At 68.0% G+C, this 18,015-nt stretch carries 13 protein-coding genes; all 13 read left to right on the top strand.

Going from position 1 to position 18,015, the window contains the following annotated elements; genetic code table 11:
• Positions 1–74: 74 nt before the first annotated feature.
• The 13 genes from IGS68_RS33405 to fdhF all read left to right on the top strand — a co-directional run bounded on the left by IGS68_RS33405 (position 75) and on the right by fdhF (position 17,804).
• The gene (locus tag IGS68_RS33405) at positions 75–674 is read left to right on the top strand and encodes a LysE/ArgO family amino acid transporter (RefSeq protein ID WP_201083143.1); all 600 of its coding nucleotides are present in this window, start codon (positions 75–77) and stop codon (positions 672–674) included.
• 97 nt (positions 675–771) lie between these two features.
• Entirely contained in the window at positions 772–1,395 is a 624-nt protein-coding gene (locus IGS68_RS33400; RefSeq protein WP_201083142.1) for an FMN-binding negative transcriptional regulator, read from the top strand.
• Between the two features lie 140 nt (positions 1,396–1,535).
• Positions 1,536–2,951, top strand: coding sequence for an ATPase domain-containing protein (locus IGS68_RS33395; RefSeq protein WP_201083141.1), 1,416 nt, complete (start codon positions 1,536–1,538; stop codon positions 2,949–2,951).
• Positions 2,951–3,307 carry a response regulator gene (locus IGS68_RS33390; RefSeq protein WP_201083139.1) on the top strand — a complete coding sequence of 119 codons (357 nt, stop codon included), beginning with the start codon at positions 2,951–2,953 and terminating at the stop codon, positions 3,305–3,307. The genes IGS68_RS33395 and IGS68_RS33390 overlap by 1 nt, the downstream gene beginning before the upstream one ends.
• A 150-nt stretch (positions 3,308–3,457) precedes the next feature.
• The gene (locus IGS68_RS33385; RefSeq protein WP_201083137.1) at positions 3,458–4,483 is read left to right on the top strand and encodes an Rpn family recombination-promoting nuclease/putative transposase; all 1,026 of its coding nucleotides are present in this window, start codon (positions 3,458–3,460) and stop codon (positions 4,481–4,483) included.
• Between the two features lie 427 nt (positions 4,484–4,910).
• Positions 4,911–5,600: a GntR family transcriptional regulator gene (locus IGS68_RS33380; RefSeq protein ID WP_201083135.1), complete on the top strand. Its 690-nt coding sequence runs from the start codon at positions 4,911–4,913 to the stop codon at positions 5,598–5,600.
• A gap of 41 nt (positions 5,601–5,641) precedes the next feature.
• Positions 5,642–7,417: an oxalyl-CoA decarboxylase gene (gene oxc, locus IGS68_RS33375; protein WP_201083133.1), complete on the top strand. Its 1,776-nt coding sequence runs from the start codon at positions 5,642–5,644 to the stop codon at positions 7,415–7,417.
• 111 nt (positions 7,418–7,528) lie between these two features.
• Positions 7,529–8,803, top strand: a complete 1,275-nt coding sequence (gene frc, locus IGS68_RS33370; RefSeq protein WP_201083131.1) for a formyl-CoA transferase — start codon at positions 7,529–7,531, stop codon at positions 8,801–8,803.
• A 159-nt stretch (positions 8,804–8,962) separates the two neighbouring features.
• Positions 8,963–11,110 (top strand): acetate--CoA ligase family protein, encoded by a 2,148-nt coding sequence (locus IGS68_RS33365; protein WP_201083129.1) that lies wholly within the window; start codon positions 8,963–8,965, stop codon positions 11,108–11,110.
• Positions 11,111–11,195: 85 nt separating this feature from the next.
• Positions 11,196–12,395: an ADP-forming succinate--CoA ligase subunit beta gene (gene sucC, locus IGS68_RS33360; protein WP_201083127.1), complete on the top strand. Its 1,200-nt coding sequence runs from the start codon at positions 11,196–11,198 to the stop codon at positions 12,393–12,395.
• Between the two features lies 1 nt (position 12,396).
• Positions 12,397–13,272 (top strand): succinate--CoA ligase subunit alpha, encoded by an 876-nt coding sequence (gene sucD / locus IGS68_RS33355; RefSeq protein ID WP_201083125.1) that lies wholly within the window; start codon positions 12,397–12,399, stop codon positions 13,270–13,272.
• A 57-nt stretch (positions 13,273–13,329) separates the two neighbouring features.
• Positions 13,330–15,033 carry an NAD(P)H-dependent oxidoreductase subunit E gene (locus IGS68_RS33350; protein ID WP_201083123.1) on the top strand — a complete coding sequence of 568 codons (1,704 nt, stop codon included), beginning with the start codon at positions 13,330–13,332 and terminating at the stop codon, positions 15,031–15,033.
• Positions 15,030–17,804 carry a formate dehydrogenase subunit alpha gene (fdhF, locus tag IGS68_RS33345; protein ID WP_201083121.1) on the top strand — a complete coding sequence of 925 codons (2,775 nt, stop codon included), beginning with the start codon at positions 15,030–15,032 and terminating at the stop codon, positions 17,802–17,804. Before IGS68_RS33350 ends, fdhF begins: the two co-directional genes overlap by 4 nt.
• Positions 17,805–18,015 lie beyond the last annotated feature (211 nt).

Genomic DNA, 18,015 nt, shown 5'->3' with positions numbered 1-18,015 from the left:
GCTGATCATCTTTAAGCATGCTAATCCGGTCCGCCGTGCTAGTGAAGCCGCCTCCGCAACCAAGGTGGCCCACCATGCTGTCCGCTTTCCTCCCCGGCCTTCTGCTGGGCCTCAGCCTGATCGTCGCCATCGGCGCGCAGAACGCCTTCGTGCTCCGCCAGGGATTGCGCGGCGAACACGTCCTGGCGGTCTGCCTGGCCTGCGCGGTTTCGGACGCCGTGCTGATCCTGGCGGGAGTGGGCGGCTTCGCCCGGGCCAGCGCATGGATACCCTGGCTCGAGACGGCGACGCGCTATGCCGGCGCGGCCTTCCTGTTCGCCTACGGCCTGCGCAGCTTCCTGGCGGCGGCCCGTTCGGGGAACGCGCTGATGCCGGCGGACGCCGTTCCCGCCAGCCTCGGCGCGACGCTGGCGACCTGCCTGGCGCTGACATGGCTGAACCCTCATGTCTACCTGGATACCGTGGTGCTGCTCGGCTCCGTGTCCACCCAGTTCGCGGCCGACAAAGGGCTTTTCGCGCTTGGAGCCATGACGGCCTCCTTCCTCTTCTTCTTTTCCCTAGGCTATGGCGCGCGCCTGCTGCGGCCGGTCTTCGCGCGGCCCGGCGCATGGCGGATGCTGGATCTGGGCATCGGCATCGTCATGGTCACCATCGCAGCGACGCTGATCGCCTGATCCCGGGGCGCAAATCCTGCGGCTGTGCTATGCCCTGATCGGCCGTTCGAAATGGGCCGTTTTCCGGTAAGACTCCATCCCGTCCAAGGAGACCCCGATGTATGTTCCCCCGGCGTTCCGCGAGAGCGACCTGCCCTTCATCCACGAGACGATGCGGGCCGCCCGGCTCGCCAACCTGGTCACGGCCACGGCCGGCGGATTGGTATCCACGCCGTTGCCCCTTTTCCTTGATGACCGCGAAGGGGAGATGGGCACGCTCCATGGCCACGTCGCGAAGGCCAATCCCCAGTGGAAAGCGGCGCCGGCCGGCGAGGCCCTGGCGATCTTCATGGGTCCGGACGCCTATGTCACCCCCTCCTGGTACGAGGGCAAGGGCCGGGACGGGAAGGTCGTCCCGACCTGGAACTACGTGGCGGTCCACGCCTACGGCCCGGTCGAGTTCTACGACGATCCCGACCGCCTGCTCGACGTCGTCACGCGCCTGACCGACCTGCACGAGGCGCCGCGTCCCCGGCCCTGGGCCGTCGGCGACGCGCCGCCCGATTTCGTCCGTGCGCAGCTGCGCGGCATCGTCGGTTTGCGGCTGCCCATCGCGCGGATCGACGCCAAGCGGAAGATGAGCCAGAACCGCACCGCCGAGGACAGGGCGACCGTGAAGAAGGGGCTTTCCCGGAGCGCCGACGCCCGCGACCGCGAGGCCGCCGGCCTCGTCCCGGAATGACATCGCATCGTCCAGCGCCCGGGCGTCAAGGAAAACGCAAGTATCGAAGGAACATGCACCAAAGGTAAGCGTTGGTGCCATGTCTCGCCGCCCCGTTCCGGCAAAGGCATATGAAGCACTCTTGACCGCTGGTGGCGCCCATGGCCGATCGACTCTCCCCGCAGCGGCTGCCGTCGGGAATCCGCGGGCTCGATGCCGTCCTGGGCGGCGGCTTCGCGGAGGGCCGGGTCTATGTGCTCCAGGGCATGCCCGGAAGCGGCAAGACCATCCTGGCCAACCAGATCGTCTTCCATCAGGCGCACGAGGCGCGCCGAGCCGTCTACGTCACCCTGGCCGCGGAATCCCACGACCAGATGCTCCAGAACCTGGCCTCGCTGGGTTTCGCCGACACCCGGCTGGTGCCCGACCCGCTCTTCTACGTGAACGGGTTCCAGATGCTAATCGAGGAAGGCATCAAGGGCTTCCACGATCTGCTGCGCGACGCCCTCCACAGGTTCGAGCCCTCGGTGCTGGTGATCGACGGGCTCCACGTCATCCAGGAATATGCCGAGTGCGACCGGGAGTTCCGGCGTTTCCTCTACGCGCTCCAGGGCGACGCGGCGCTGCGCCGATGCGCGATCCTGCTGATCATCAACGCGACCGGCCCGTCGTCCAGCCCGGAGCACACAGTGGTCGACGGTATCCTGGAACTGGGCGAGGAACTGTTCTCGGCGCGCGCCGTCCGGTCCCTGATCGTCCACAAGTTCCGCGGCAGCCCGACCTTGCCGGGGCGCCACCTGATCGAGATCACGGGCGGCGGCCTGCAGGTCTGGCCCCGGCTGGAGACGCTGCCGACGCCGGTCGATGCCGGGCGCATCCCGGTCGAGCGCGTCGGCATGGGCATCCCCAAGCTCGACGCGATGATGGGCGGCGGCCCGACGGTGGGTTCGACGACCCTGGTCGCCGGGCCGGCGGGCAGCGGCAAGACATCGTGCGGGCTGATGTTCATGGGCCGGTGCTCCCCGGCCGAGCGCGGCATCCTGCTGAGCTGCTACGAGGCGCCGGGGGAGCTGATGCGCAAGGCGCGCGGGCTCGGCATCGACCTCGAGGGGCTGTGCGCCTCGGGCGCGGTCCGCGTGCTCTGGTATCCGCGCACCGAGACCCTGCTGGACGAGATGGCTCACACGCTGCTGGACGCGGTCCGCGGCTCCGGCGCCCGCCGGGTGTTCATCGACGGCGCCGGCGCGCTGGGCAATGCCGCCGTGTTCGACAACCGGAACGAGGCATTCTTCACGGCGCTCACCCTGCTGCTCCGGGCCGAGCAGGCGACGATGCTGTGCACGGCCGAGGCCAGGGACTTCTTCCTGCCGGAGCTGACCGTCCAGGAGGACGTGGCGTCGGTGGCCGAGAACGTCGTGCTGCTGCGCTATGCCGAGAAGGACTCGACCCTGCGGCGCCTGCTGTCGGTGATCAAGATGCGGCACAGCGCCTTCGACGCCGCGATCAGGCCCTTCGTCATCGACGGCCGGGGCGTCATCATCGACGAAGAGTCCCCGTCCGGTGGGAGGATCGGCTGATGGCGCGCATCCTCCTGGTCGATGACGAAATCCTCAACACCATGGCCAACGCGGCGCTGCTCGCTCGGTACGGGCACGAGGTCCGCGAGGCCTACAACGGATTGGGAGCCCTGCGGCATCTCGAGGGCTTCAGCCCGGACCTGATCATCACCGACTACATGATGCCGCTGATGGACGGCGCGGAACTGGTCGGCCGCATCCGGGACACCCCGCCCCTGGAAGAGGTCAGGATCATCCTGGCCACCGCGGTGACCGAGGCATCCGTCAAGGACCGGATCGCCTTCGACCGCTATCTCGGGAAGCCGTTCAGGGACAGCCAGCTCCTCGCCGCGGTCGACGACCTGCTGAAGCCCTGAACGGATCGCCCGCCGCCGACCTGGCCGCCGGCGGCCGTGCGGTAAAGGCCCCGTCCGGGTCAGAAGGTCGCGGCGCCGTCCGACCCTTGCCGATGGTTGCGGGAGTATGCTGCTGTTCGCGCGACCATCACCCGACCGATGCCCGCGACCATGCAAGCCTCCGACTCCCTGTACCACCGCCTGTTCTCCGACCCGGTGATGATCGAGCAGCTCGTGCGCGGCTTCCTGCCCGCCGGGATCGCCGCTCTCCTGGACTTCACCCGGCTGGAACGGGTCAACGCCAAGTTCCACGCCCCCCGCGGCGACCGGCGTGAGGGCGACGTGATCTGGCGCGTGCCGACGCTGGCCGGCGAGATGGTCCACATCTACCTGCTGCTGGAGTTCCAGGCGACCCCGGAGCGGTTCATGCCGGTGCGGGTGCAGGTCTATTCCGGCCTGCTCTGGCAGCAGATCATCGACGTCCGCGCCCTCGCCCCGGGCGGCCGGCTGCCACCCTTGCTGCCGATCGTGCTCTACGCCGGCGAGGCCCGCTGGGACTGCCCCGCCGACACGACCGACCTCGTGGCGCTGCCCGAGGACTCGCCGCTCTGGCCTTGGCAGCCGCAGGTCCGCTATCATCTGATCGACGAGAAGCGGCTGCGCGCCGAGGACCTGGCCCGGCACGACAGCCTGGTGGCGCTGCTGTTCCGGATCGAGATCTGCGACCGGCCGGACGACCTGCCCGGCCTGGTCGCCCAGGCGGTGGCCTGGTTCGCCGAGCATCCGGGACATGCTACGCTGCGGCTGGCATTCGGCGATGTGGTGGCGCACGCGGTCGCGGGCCTGGTCGGCCCCGCGCCGGCCGCGACGGTGCCGATGGATATCGAGGAGGTTCAGGGCATGCTGGCGGAACGCATCAAGAAGTGGGAACGGGAACTGCTCGCCAAAGGCGCCGCCGAGGGCAAGGCCGAAGGCATCGCCGAGGGCGAGGCCAAGGGCATTGCCAAGGGCGAGGCCAAGGGCAGGGCCGCCCTGCTCAAGCGCCAGTTCACCCGACGCTTCGGCACCCTGCCGGCGGATGTGGAACGGTTGATCGACACCGCGACGCCGGACCAGCACGACGCCTACATGGACCGCCTGATGGACGCCCAGGCGCCGGGCGACGTTTTCCCCGGCCTCCTCCGCCCCGGCGAGTGACCCGGTATTCCGGCCGTTCCACTTGCCGCACCGTGTTGCGCCACGGGCGCAACCTACGGCTTGATGCAGGGCGGGGGTGATACCGGCCGACGGTCGTGGGTTGCGCCCATGGCGCAACGCATCGGATCAGCCGTCTCGGGCGGATCGACCTGATCGGGTACAGCTCCAGCCGACCATCCGGGACACGCCACGTCCGCACCGGTGATTCCCCCCTCTCCCCCGCGCCGCATTGCTGCGATGCAACAAGAATGTTGCGCCTGCACCCCCACCTGACAAAACAAATTTCCCGTTCGATCACAAAGCCCCTTGTAGGGTAGACCGTATCTGGTATACAGTATTCTTCATTCAGAGGCCGGAACGCGAATACCGAGCCGAACACCGGACGAAGCGCTGGAAAGCAAAAGAGCCGGGACGGGTGGAGACAGTTATGAACACCATGAAGTTCGCGGTAGAGCCCCTGGATACGGGGGCTAGTTTCAAGACCAAGGCCTATGCGGCGCTGAAAAGCGCGATTTCGCAGATGGGGATCTACGACCACCCCAGCGAGATCCGGCTCGACGAGCGTCAGCTGTGCGAGGCTTTGGGCGTCAGCCGTACGCCGGTCCGCGAGGCGATGGCGCTTCTGGAACGGGAGGGTTTCGTCCGCTCGGTCCCCCGTCGCGGAATCTTCGTGGTCCGCAAGACCAAGCGCGAGATCATCGAGATGATCACGGTCTGGGCGGCCCTGGAGAGCATGGCTGCCCGGCTGGTCACCCAGCGCTGCACCGACGCGGAGATCCTGGCCCTGGAGGAACTGGTCACGGGCTTCTCCAACGGCGGGCTGGAAGGTCACCTTGACGAGTATTCCGACGCCAACATCCAGTTCCACCAATCCATCATCCGGTCGTCGGACTGCAATCTGATCATCGAGATCACCGAGAACCTGTTCGTCCATATCCGGGCCATCCGCAAGATCACCATTCAACAGGATGACCGTGCCCACCGGTCGATCGTGCAGCACAGGCACATCATCGACGCACTGAAAAAGCGGGACGCGGATCTGGTCGAACGGCTCGTGCGTGACCACACGCTCGACTTGGCGGCCCATGTCGAGAAGCACTGCGACTTTCTCGACTGACCGATCTTGAACCTTAAGGAGCTCGGGGAGGAGCTACTGTTATGTCAAGTGCGGCTGCAACAGCGGTCAAGAACCAAGGCGCCGACGCATCGCAATTCGATGCGCCGCAAGCGTTGACGGATGGCTTCCAGCTCGTCATCGACGCGCTCAAGCTCAACGGCATCGAGCACCTTTACGCCGTGCCCGGCATTCCGATCTCGGACCTGCTCCGCATGGCGCAGGCCGAGGGGCTTCGGGTCATCTCGTTCCGGCACGAGCAGAACGCCGGCAACGCCGCCGCGATCGCAGGATTCCTGACCAAGAAGCCCGGCGTCTGCCTCACGGTGTCGGCCCCCGGCTTCCTCAACGGCCTGACCGCCCTGGCGAACGCCACGACCAACTGCTTCCCGATGATCCTGATCAGCGGGTCGTCGGAGCGCGAGATCGTCGACCTCCAGCAGGGCGACTACGAGGAGATGGACCAGCTGGCGATCGCGCGGCCCCACTGCAAGGCGGCCTTCCGCGTGCTCCACGCCCAGGACATCGGCATCGCCGTGGCGCGCGCCATCCGCGCCGCCGTCTCCGGCCGTCCGGGCGGCGTCTATCTCGACCTGCCGGCCAAGCTGTTCTCCCAGGTCATGGACGAGGCGGCGGGCCGCAAGTCCCTGGTCAAGGTGATCGACCCCGCCCCGGCCCAGCTGCCCGACCCGAACGCGGTCAAGCGCGCCCTCGACGTGCTGAAGAACGCCAAGCGCCCGCTGATCCTGCTCGGCAAGGGTGCGGCCTACGTGCAGGCCGACCAGGAGATCCGCGCGCTGGTCGAGAAGAGCGGCATTCCGTTCCTCCAGATGAGCATGGCCAAGGGCCTGCTGCCCGACACCCATCCGCAGTCCGCCGGCGCCGCGCGCTCGATGGTGCTGAAGGATGCCGACGTCGTGCTGCTGGTGGGCGCCCGCCTCAACTGGCTGCTGTCGCACGGCAAGGGCAAGACCTGGGGCGAGCCCGGATCGAAGAAGTTCATCCAGATCGACATCGAGCCGAAGGAGATGGACAGCAACGTCGAGATCGTGGCCCCCGTGGTCGGCGACATCGGCTCCTGCGTGTCGGCCCTGCTCGCCGGGATGGACGGCCAGTGGCCCGCCCCGCCGGCCGACTGGACCAAGGCAGTCGTCGAGCGCCGCGAGGCCAACATCGCCAAGATGGCGCCGAAGCTGATGAGCAACGCGTCGCCGATGAACTTCCACGGCGCCCTGGGCGCGTTGCGCCGCGTGGTCAAGGAGCGGCCGGACGCCATCCTGGTCAACGAAGGCGCCAACACGCTCGACCTGGCGCGCGGCATCATCGACATGTACGAGCCGCGCAAGCGCCTGGACGTCGGCACCTGGGGCGTCATGGGCATCGGCATGGGCTATGCCGTCGCCGCCGCCGTGGAGACCGGCAAGCCGGTCCTCGCCATCGAGGGCGACAGCGCCTTCGGGTTCTCCGGCATGGAGGTGGAGACGATCTGCCGGTACAAGCTGCCGGTCTGCATCGTCGTCTTCAACAACAGCGGCATCTATCGCGGCACCGACGTCAACCCGACCGGCGGCAACGATCCCTCGCCGATGGTCTTCGTGCCGGACTCCCGCTACGACAAGATGATGGAAGCCTTCGGCGGCGTCGGCGTCCACGTGACGGCTCCCGACGAGCTGTACCGCGCGGTCAGCGAGGCCATGGACTCCGGCAAGCCGACCCTGATCAACGCGGTGATCGACCCGGCGGCCGGCACCGAGAGCGGCAACATCGGCAGCCTCAACCCGCAGAGCACGGTCCGCAAGGCACCGCCGCCGCAGCAGTAACGGAACCGGTCCCCTGGACCCCGACGAGAACGGCCTGCCCCGCGCGGGCAGGCCGACCAACAAGAAAAACGCGGTCAGTAACACACCACGCAAGACCTCGGGAGGATTGCAATGACCAAGGCATTAGACGGCGTCCGTATCCTGGATTTCACCCATGTCCAGTCGGGACCGACCTGCACCCAGCTGCTCGCCTGGTTCGGCGCCGACGTGATCAAGGTGGAACGGCCCGGCGAGGGCGACATCACCCGTGGTCAGCTGCGCGACATTCCGGACGTGGACAGCCTCTATTTCACGATGCTGAACCACAACAAGCGCTCCATCACGCTCGACACCAAGTCGCCGGAAGGCAAGAAGGTGCTGGAGGAACTGGTCAAGACCTGCGACGTGCTGGTCGAGAACTTCGCGCCGGGCGTGCTGAAGCGCATGGGCTTCTCCTGGGAGCGCATCCAGGAGCTGAACCCGCGCATGATCGTCGCCTCGGTCAAGGGCTTCGGCCCCGGCCCGTTCGAGGACTGCAAGGTCTATGAGAACGTCGCCCAGTGCGCCGGCGGCGCCGCCTCCACCACCGGCTTCGACGACGGCCCGCCGCTGGTCACCGGCGCCCAGATCGGCGACAGCGGCACCGGCCTGCACCTGGCGCTGGGGATCGTCGCGGCGCTGTACCAGCGCAACAGCACCGGCCGCGGCCAGCAGGTCCTGGCGGCCATGCAGGACGGCGTGCTGAACCTGTGCCGCGTCAAGCTGCGCGACCAGCAGCGCCTGGCCCACGGCCCGCTGAAGGAATACCCGCAGTTCCCGCACGGCGAGTTCGGCGACACCGTGCCGCGCGCCGGCAACGCGTCGGGCGGCGGCCAGCCCGGCTGGATCCTGAAGTGCAAGGGCTGGGAGACCGACCCCAACGCCTACATCTACTTCATCACACAGGCCCCGGTGTGGGAGAAGATCTGCACGGTCATCAACAAGCCGGAATGGGTCACCGATCCGGAATACGCCAAGCCGGCCGCCCGCCTGCCGAAGCTGAAGGAGATCTTCGCGACGGTCGAGGAATGGACCATGACCAAGACCAAGTTCGAGGCCATGGACATCCTCAACAAGTACGACATCCCCTGCGGCCCGATCCTGTCCATGAAGGAGATCGCCGAGGACCAGTCGCTGCGCAAGACCGGTACCATCGTCGAGGTCGATCATCCGACCCGCGGCAAGTACCTGAGCGTCGGCAACCCGATCAAGCTGTCGGACAGCCCGACCGAGGTCACCCGGTCCCCGCTGCTGGGCGAGCACACCGACGAGATCCTGCGCGACGTGCTCGGCTTCGACGACAACCGGATCGCCGAGATCAAGAACTCCGGCGCGGTCGGACAGGCGACGCGGCTGGCGGCCGAGTAGGCGGTGCCGGGGGGGGATGCCCGGACCTGATCCGGGTATCCCCTCCAGGAGGCCGGAAGAAGATTCGACACCCGTGGAGGCCAAGGGCCGTTCCGCGAAAGCCCCTCCACGGCCTGCAACAAGCGGGAAACTCCAGCGAGTACCAGAGAGGAAACCCCAATGACTGCAGTAATCGACAAAGGCAATGCCAAGGAAGTCGTCAGCCGCCTGCTCGCCAAGGCCAAGTCCGAGGGCCGCGACAGCCTGACCGCTCCCGAAGCCAAGGAGCTGTGCGACGTCTACGGCATCCCCGTGCCGCAGGAAGGACTCGCCAAGACCGCCGACGACGCCGCCCGCCTCGCGGAAGGCATGGGCTTCCCGGTCGTGCTCAAGATCGTCTCGCCGCAGATCCTGCACAAGACCGAAGCCGGCGGCGTGCTGGTCGGCGTCAAGAACGCCGAGGAGGCCCGCAGCGGCTTCCAGAAGATCATCGACAACGCCAAGGCCTATGACGCCAAGGCCGACATCCACGGCATCCAGGTCCAGCAGATGCTGAAGGGCGGCCAGGAAGTCATCATCGGCGCCGTGACCGACCCCAGCTTCGGCAAGCTGGTCGCCTTCGGCCTGGGCGGCATCCTGGTCGAGGTGCTGAAGGACATCACCTTCCGCCTGGCCCCGATCACCCGCGACGACGCGCTGTCCATGCTCGACGGCATCCAGGCCGCCGAGATGCTGAAGGGCGTCCGCGGCTCCGAGCCGGTCGACCGCGAGGCGCTGGCGACCATCCTGGTCAACGTCTCCCGCCTGGTGGACGAGGTCCCCGAGATCGTCGAGCTGGACCTGAACCCGGTGTTCGCCCGGGCCGACGGCGCCACCGCCGCCGACGTCCGCGTGGTGCTCGACTTCGAGGCGAAGGTCCAGCGCTACCGGCCGAACGAGGAGCAGATCCTCAACAAGATGAACCGCATCATGAAGCCGGCTGCGGTGGCCGTGATCGGCGCCTCGACCGAGGACGGCAAGATCGGCAATTCCGTGATGAAGAACCTCATCAACGGCGGCTACAAGGGCGACATCTACCCGGTCCACCCCAAGCTGGACGAGGTCCTGGGCTACAAGGCGTACAAGAGCGTCAAGGACATCCCCGGCAACGTCGACATCGCCGTCTTCGCGATCCCGGCCAAGTTCGTGGCCCAGGCCCTGACCGAGGTCGGCGAGAAGGGCATCGCCGGCGCCATCCTGATCCCGTCGGGCTTCGCCGAGACCGGCAACGTGGAAGGCCAGGACGAGCTGGTCGCGATCTCGCGGAAATACGACATCCGCCTGATGGGGCCGAACATCTACGGCTTCTACTACACCCCGCTGAACCTGTGCGCGACCTTCTGCACGCCGTTCGACGTCAAGGGCAAGGCGGCGCTGTCGTCCCAGTCCGGCGGCATCGGCATGGCGATCATCGGCTTCAGCCGCTCGACCAAGATGGGCGTTTCCGCGATCGTCGGCCTTGGAAACAAGTCGGACATCGACGAGGACGACCTGCTGACCTTCTTCGAGCATGACGACAACACCCAGATCGTCGCCATGCACCTGGAGGACCTGAAGGACGGCCGCGCCTTCTCCGAGGCCGCCAAGCGCGTCTCCAAGAAGAAGCCCGTCGTCGTCCTGAAGGCCGGCCGCACCTCGCTCGGCGCCCGCGCCGCCAGCTCCCACACGGGCGCGCTGGCCGGCAACGACAAGATCTACGAGGACGTGCTGAAGCAGAGCGGCGTGATCCGCGCACGCTCCCTCCAGGATCTCCTCCAGTTCGCCCGCGGCGTGCCGGTCCTGCCGACCCCGAAGGGCGAGAACGTGGTGATCATCACCGGCGCCGGCGGTTCGGGCGTGCTGCTGTCGGACGCCTGCGTGGACAACGGGCTGAACCTGATGACCATGCCGTCCGACCTGGACGCCGCGTTCCGCAAGTTCATCCCGCCGTTCGGCGCCGCGGGCAACCCGGTGGACATCACCGGCGGCGAGCCGCCGACCACCTACCAGAACACGGTCCGGCTGGGCCTGGAGGACGAGCGCATCCACGCCCTGATCCTGGGCTACTGGCACACCATCATCACCCCGCCGATGGTGTTCGCGAAGGTGATCACCGAGGTCGTCCAGGAGATGCGCGACAAGGGCATCGTCAAGCCGGTGGTGGCGTCCCTGGCCGGCGACGTCCAGGTCGAGGAGGCCGCGGACTACCTGTACCAGCACGGCATCGTGGCCTACCCCTACTCGACCGAGACCCCGGTCGCGGTGCTAGGCGCAAAGTATAAGTGGGCACGCGCCGCCGGCTTGCTGTAAGACTTCCAGCTTTCCGCATCGTGGGAGCGGGTTTCGGCCCGCTCTCCCGGTACGGGACAAGAATAAATGCCCAGGGAGGGCCGTAATGAACATCCATGAGTACCAGGCCAAGGCCCTGCTCAAGCGCTACGGCGTCGTGGTGCCGCGCGGCGGCGTCGCCTTCACGCCGGAGGAGGCCGAGAAGGTCGCGAACGAGCTGGGCGGCCCGGTCTGGGTCGTGAAGTCCCAGATCCACGCCGGCGGCCGCGGCGCCGGCCGTTTCCAGAACAATCCCGACGGAAAGGGCGGCGTCCGCGTCGTCAAGTCGGTCCAGGACGTCTCGTCCAACGCCCGGGAAATGCTGAACCAGATCCTGGTAACCAAGCAGACCGGCCCGTCCGGCAAGGAAGTGAAGCGCCTCTACATCGAGGAAGGCTGCGACATCAAGCGCGAGCTGTACCTGGGCTTGCTGCTGGACCGCGCCACCTCGCGGGTCACCGTCATGGCGTCCACCGAGGGCGGCATGGAGATCGAGGAGGTCGCCCACAACACGCCGGAGAAGATCCTGAAGGTCGCGATCGACCCGGCGACCGGCATCTCCGGCTTCCACGCCCGCAAGCTGGCTTTCGGCCTGGGCCTGGAAGGCAAACAGGTCAACGCCGCGGTCAAGTTCATCATGGCCGCCTACAAGGCCTTCGTTGACCTGGACGCCTCGATCGTCGAGATCAACCCGCTGGTCGTGACCGGCGCCGGCGAGATCATCGCGCTCGACGCCAAGATGAACTTCGACGACAACGCCCTGTTCCGCCACAAGGACGTGGAGGAGCTGCGCGACCCGGACGAGGAGGAAGCCTCCGAGCGCGAGGCCGCCAAGCACGAGCTGAACTACATCAAGCTCGACGGCAACATCGGCTGCATGGTCAACGGCGCCGGGCTGGCGATGGCGACCATGGACATCATCAAGCTGTACGGCGGCGAGCCGGCCAACTTCCTCGACGTCGGCGGCGGCGCCACGCGCGAGCGGGTGACCACCGCGTTCAAGCTGATCCTGTCGGACAAGAACGTCGAAGGCATCCTGGTCAACATCTTCGGCGGCATCATGCGCTGCGACGTGATCGCCGAGGGCGTCGTGGCCGCGGCCCGCGAAGTCTCGCTCCATGTCCCGCTGGTCGTCCGCCTCGAAGGCACCAACGTCGAGATGGGCAAGCGCATCCTCGCCGAATCCGGCCTTCCCATCCTCTCCGCCGACGATCTTGCCGACGCGGCCAAGAAGATCGTCGACGCCGTCCAGAGAAAGGCCGCCTGACATGTCGGTTCTCGTCAATTCCGAAACGCGGGTCATCTGCCAGGGCTTCACCGGCGCGCAGGGGACCTTCCACTCCGAGCAGGCGATCGCCTACGGCACCCGGATGGTCGGCGGCGTGACCCCCGGCAAGGGCGGCACCAAGCACCTGGACCTGCCCGTCTTCGACACGGTCGCCGACGCGGTCAAGGACACCGGCGCCAACGCCAGCGTGATCTACGTCCCGCCGCCCTTCGCGGCCGACGCGATCCTGGAGGCGATCGACGCCGAGATCGCGCTGGTCGTCTGCATCACCGAGGGCATCCCCGTCCTCGACATGGTCAAGGTGAAGCGGGCGCTGGCCGGCTCCGCGACCCGGCTGATCGGCCCCAACTGCCCCGGGATCATCACGCCGGACGAGTGCAAGATCGGCATCATGCCGGGCCATATCCACCGCCGCGGCAAGATCGGCATCGTTTCCCGCTCGGGAACGCTTACATATGAGGCGGTGGCGCAGACGACCGCGGCCGGCCTCGGCCAGACCACCTGCATCGGCATCGGCGGCGACCCGGTGAACGGCACCAACTTCGTGGACAGCCTCGACCTGTTCCTGAAGGACGACGAGACCGAGGGCATCATCATGATCGGCGAGATCGGCGGCGACGCCGAGGTCAAGGGCGCCGAGTTCGTCAAGGCCAGCGGCACTAGCAAGCCGGTCGTCGGCTTCATCGCCGGCCGCACGGCACCGCCGGGCCGCCGGATGGGCCACGCCGGCGCCGTGATCTCGGGCGGCAACGACACCGCCGACTTCAAGGTGCAGGCGCTGACGGCGGCCGGCATCCACGTCGCGGACAGCCCGGCGAGCCTGGGGCGCACCATGCTCCAGGCGATGGGACGCTGACCGGGACCTTGCCTGGGACGAGGTAAGAAGAGAACGAAGAAGCAGGGGCAGGAAACCATGGACACGGCCATTCCCAACGAACCCAACAACAGGCATCCCGGTGCGGGGCGCCGCAAGACCCGTGGGCAACCGAGGGGGCGCCAGATAGACCTGGTCGCGCTGGCCGAGGTCCGGGACCTGCTCGGCGACCGTCCCCGCCGCCCGGACCTGCTGATCGAGCACCTGCACCTCCTCCAGGACCGCTACCATGCCCTGCACGCGCGCCATCTGGTGGCCCTCGCGCAGGAGATGCGGCTGGCCCTGGTCGAGGTGTACGAGGTCGCCAGCTTCTACGCCCATTTCGACATCGTGTTCGACGGCGAGGAAGCCCCGCCGCCGCTGACGATCCGGGTGTGCGACAGCCTGACCTGCGAGCTGAAGGGTGCGGCCAAGCTGCTCGAGGCCCTGCCGGACGCGGTCGGTCCCGATGTCCGCGTCATCCGCGCGCCCTGCATGGGCGCCTGCCACAACGCTCCCGCGGTGGCGCTCGGCCATGCCCTGCACGAGCACGCCACGGTGGAGAACGTCAAACAGGCGCTCGACGCCGGCCACACCCATCCCCATGTCCCCGACTATCACGGGTTCGACGACTACCGCGCCGGCGGCGGCTACAAGCTCCTGGAAGAGTGCCTGGACGGCACCCGCGACCTGGAATCGATCCTGACCGCCCTGGAAGGCTCCAGCCTGCGCGGCCTGGGCGGCGCCGGCTTCCCGACCGGGCGCAAGTGGCGCTTCGTCCGGGCCGAGCCGGGGCCGCGCCTGATGGCGATCAACGGCGACGAGGGCGAGCCCGGCACCTTCAAGGACCGCCACTACCTGGAGACCGACCCCAACCGCTTCCTGGAAGGGATGCTGATCGGTGCCTGGGCGGTGGAGGCGACCGACGTCTACGTCTATCTGCGCGACGAATACCCCCAGTGCCGCGAGATCCTGGACCGCGAGATCGCGAAGGTCGAGCAGGCGGGCCTCAGCCGGCACACCAGGATCCACATGCGCCGCGGCGCCGGCGCCTATATCTGCGGCGAGGAATCGGCGATGCTGGAAAGCCTCGAGGGCAAGCGCGGCCTGCCGCGCCACAAGCCGCCGTTCCCGTCCCAGGTCGGCCTGTTCGGCCAGCCGACGCTGATCAACAACATCGAGACCGTCTTCTGGGTCCGTGACATCGTGGAGAAGGGGCCGGAATGGTGGTCGGGCCACGGCCGCAACGGCCGCAAGGGCCTGCGCAGCTACTCCGTCTCCGGCCACGTGAAGGAGCCCGGCGTCAAGCTGGCCCCCGCCGGCGTCACCATCACGGAACTGATCGACGAGTTCTGCGGCGGCATGGAGGACGGCCACACCTTCAAGGCGTACCTGCCCGGCGGCGCCTCCGGCGGCATCCTGCCGGCCAGCATGGGCGACATCCCGCTGGATTTCGGCACCCTTGAGCAGCACGGCTGCTTCATCGGCTCCGCCGCCGTGGTCGTGCTGTCCGACAAGGACGACATGAAGGCGGTCGGCCTGAACCTGATGAAGTTCTTCGAGGACGAGAGCTGCGGCCAGTGCACCCCCTGCCGCGCCGGCACCGAGAAGGCCGTCAAGCTGCTGGAGCGTCCCCGCTGGGACCAGCCGCTGCTGGGCGAGCTGGCGAAGGTCATGACCTCGGCCTCGATCTGCGGCCTGGGCCAGGCCGCCATGAACCCGATCAAGCAAATCATGAAGCATTTCCCGGAGGACCTGACATGACCGAGGCGATCCGATTTTTCCTCGACGGCGAAGAGGTCGAGGCCCGTCCCGGCGAGACCATCTGGCAGGTCGCCAACCGTCGCGGCACCGAGATCCCCCACCTCTGCTATTCCCCGGCCCCCGGCTACCGGCCCGACGGCAACTGCCGCGCCTGCATGGTCGAGGTCGAGGGAGAGCGCGTCCTGGCCGCGAGCTGCATCCGCAAGCCGCAGAACGGCATGAAGGTCAACACCGCGAGCGAGAGCGCCAAGTCGGCCCGCAAGCTGGTGTTCGAGCTGCTGGTCGGCGACCAGCCCGACCGGAAGGAGGCGCACGACCCCGACGCCAAGTTCTGGCAGTGGGCCGACAAGCTGGACGTGACCGACAGCCGCTTCCCCGGCGCCGACGCGGCACCCGAGAAGGACTTCAGCCATCCCGCCATGGCGGTCCAGCTCGACGCCTGCATCCAGTGCAACCTGTGCGTCCGCGCCTGCCGCGAGGTCCAGGTCAACGACGTGATCGGCATGGCGATGCGCGGCCACGCCGAGAAGATCGTCTTCGACTTCGACGATCCCATGGGAAGCAGCACCTGCGTCGCCTGCGGCGAGTGCGTCCAGGCCTGCCCGACCGGCGCGCTGATGCCGGCCACCCAGGTGGACTTGCACACCGGCGTCTTCGCCGCGGCGCCCGACCGCAAGGTGGACAGCGTCTGCCCCTATTGCGGCGTCGGCTGCCAGCTGACCTACAACATCAAGGACGACAAGATCCTGTCGGTGACCGGCCGCGACGGCCCGTCCAACCAGAACAGGCTGTGCGTCAAGGGCCGCTTCGGCTTCGACTATGTCCACCACGAGGACCGGCTGACCGTCCCGCTGATCCGCCGCGAGGGCGTGTCCAAGCATGACGTGGACATCGACCCCGAGAACCCGCTGACCCATTTCCGCCGCGCCAGCTGGGAAGAGGCGCTGGAGGTGGCGGCCAAGGGCCTGGCGAGGATCCGCGACGAGCGGGGCGGCGACGCGCTGGCCGGCTTCGGCTCCGCCAAGGGCTCGAACGAGGAGGCCTACCTGTTCCAGAAGCTGGTCCGCACCGGCTTCGGCACCAACAACGTCGACCACTGCACCCGGCTGTGCCACGCCTCCTCGGTGACGGCGCTGATCGAGGGCATCGGCTCCGGCGCGGTGACGGCCCCCTTCATGGCGGCCCAGGACGCCGAGGTGATCGTGGTGATCGGCGCCAACCCGACCGAGAACCACCCGGTCGCCGCGACCTTCTTCAAGAACGCGGTGGAGCGGGGCGCCAAGCTGGTGGTGATGGACCCGCGCGGCCAGGCGCTGAAGCGCTTCTCCACCCACATGCTCCAGTTCAAGCCGGGCCGCGACGTGGCGATGCTGAACGCCCTGCTCAACGTCATCGTCACGGAGAACCTGTACGACCAGCAATATGTCCAGGCCAACACCCAGGACTTCGAGGAGCTGAAGGAGCACGTCAAGGACTACACGCCCGAGCGGATGGAGGAGATCTGCGGCATCTCCGCCGACGAGCTGCGCACGGTGGCGCGCCTCTACGCCCGGTCCGAGGCCTCGATCATCTTCTGGGGCATGGGCGTGTCCCAGCACACCCACGGCACCGACAACGTGCGCTGCCTGATCTCGATGGCGCTGACCACCGGCCAGATCGGCCGCCCCGGCACCGGCCTGCATCCGCTGCGCGGCCAGAACAACGTGCAGGGCGCGTCCGACGCCGGCCTGATCCCCATGGTCTTCCCCGACTACCAGTCGGTGGAAACCCCAAAGATCCGCGAGTTCTACGAGGATCTGTGGGGCAGCAAGCTGCCGGGCAAGCGCGGCCTGACCGTGGTCGAGATCATGGACGCGATCCATGACGGCAAGATCAGCGGCATGTACATCATGGGCGAGAACCCGGCCATGTCCGACCCGGACGTGGGCCACGCCCGCGAGGCGCTGGCGAAGCTCGACCATCTCGTGGTCCAGGACATCTTCCTGACCGAGACGGCCAAGTACGCCGACGTGGTCCTTCCGGCCTCCGCCTGGCCGGAGAAGGACGGCACCGCGACCAACACCAACCGCCAAGTGCAGATGGGCCGCAAGGCTCTGCCGCTGCCGGGCGAGGCCCGCCAGGACTGGGAGATCGTCGCCCAGCTCGCCAACCGGCTGGGGCTCAACTGGACCTACACCCATCCGCGCGATGTCTTCGCCGAGATGACCAAGGCCATGCCGTCGCTGGCGAACATCACGTGGGAGCGGCTGGAGCGCGAGCATTCCGTGACATACCCGTGCGACGCGCCGGACCAGCCGGGCCACGAGATCGTGTTCGGCAACGGTTTCCCGACCGAGACGGGCCGCGGCCGGCTGGTGCCGGCGGCGATCATCCCGCCGGCCGAGGAGCCCGACGCCGAGTACCCGATGGTTCTGACCACCGGCCGCCAGCTGGAGCACTGGCACACCGGCGCGATGACCCGCCGGGCGCAGGTGCTGGACGACCTGGAGCCGGAAGCCGTCGCCTACATGGCCCCCGCCGACCTGCGCCGGCTGGGCCTGAACGGCGGCGACCGGATGCGCGTCGCCACCCGGCGCGGCCATGTGGAGCTGGTGGCGCGGGCCGACTATGCGGTGCCGACCGGCCTGATCTTCATGCCGTTCTGCTACGCCGAGGCTGCCGCCAACGTGCTGACCAACCCGCAGCTCGACCCCTTCGGCAAGATCCCGGAGTTCAAGTACTGCGCGGCCCGGGTCGAACCGCTGCGGGAAGCCGCCCAGGCGGCGGAGTAGGGGAGCGGGGCGGCCTCCACCCCTCCCGCCGCCCCGAACCCTCCAACCCGCCCCGGCCGCCCCGGCCGCCCCGGCCGCCCCGGCGGCCCCGGCGGCCCTAACCGCCCTGGAACGTCATGACCGGGCTTGACCCGGTCATCTCCCCCAGGCCGAACCCGCGGCGGCAACGGAGGAGATAGCCGGGTCAAGCCCGGCTATGACGACAGGGGAG

The organism is Skermanella sp. TT6 (genome assembly GCF_016653635.2).
GTDB lineage: Bacteria > Pseudomonadota > Alphaproteobacteria > Azospirillales > Azospirillaceae > Skermanella > Skermanella cutis.
The sequence above is the reverse complement of the archived record's forward strand: the minus strand, read 5'-3'. Positions and strand labels throughout refer to the sequence as shown.